The organism is Rhodococcus sp. T7, assembly GCF_009872365.1.
GTDB lineage: Bacteria > Actinomycetota > Actinomycetes > Mycobacteriales > Mycobacteriaceae > Rhodococcus_F.
Map to the genome: position 1 here is coordinate 1 of NZ_WXYH01000286.1, position 727 is coordinate 727.

General features: G+C 64.0%; 1 protein-coding gene. It reads right to left on the bottom strand.

Features of this window, described 5'->3' with window-relative positions:
* Positions 1-659 (bottom strand): alpha/beta fold hydrolase (locus MLGJGCBP_RS23280; RefSeq protein ID WP_160098355.1); only part of this gene is annotated, 659 nt, incomplete at its 3' end.
* Positions 660-727: the final 68 nt, after the last annotated feature.

Consider the following 727-nt stretch of genomic DNA (forward strand, 5'->3'; position numbering starts at 1 on the left):
ACGATCGAGTCGGATTGGCGAGTGGGTTCGTCGCCGACGCGCAGGAACTCCGGATCCCAATGCCAGTACCAACGGCCATCACGCAGGCGAAGGTTCTTGCGCAGCCCCTGCGGGTTGGGCTTGCGGACACGGTTCGGGGTATACGCCGCGATCGCCGCTGCCGCGTCGTCGAGGCTCTCGAAACCCTCGAGGCCACTGCGCATGAAGGCCATGATCTCCGCGGTACCGCTCGTTTCGACCTTCGGTGCGATATCGACCAAGACCAGGCCGCGAGCGAGATCGGGATTCTCCCCCTGCCCGATCAACGAGGTCATACCGCCCATCGAGGCACCGACGAGTACCGGCTTCTCCCCCAGCTCATTGATGACCGAGGTCAAGTCGGCGACCAACGCATCGATGCCGTAATCCCCGTCCGGTGCCCACTGACTGTCTCCATGCCCACGGGCATCCAGCGCAATGGCGGACCAGCCGTCCGCCGCGAGACTGCGTCCGGTGTTTCGCCAGGAATGCCGGGTCTGCCCGCCGCCGTGCAGCAGCAGGACCAGGCCCTTTCTGCCGACGCCTGATCCGCCGTCACCCGGTGCCGGTGGATCCCATCGGTCGCCGGCAAGCATGACACCATCACCGGTGAATTCGGATTGTGCGACTACGGGATCCATGGAGTTCCTCACCAACATCATCGAGTCGAGCATTCTCCACCATGGTGCACCACGGGGTGAACAGTAAT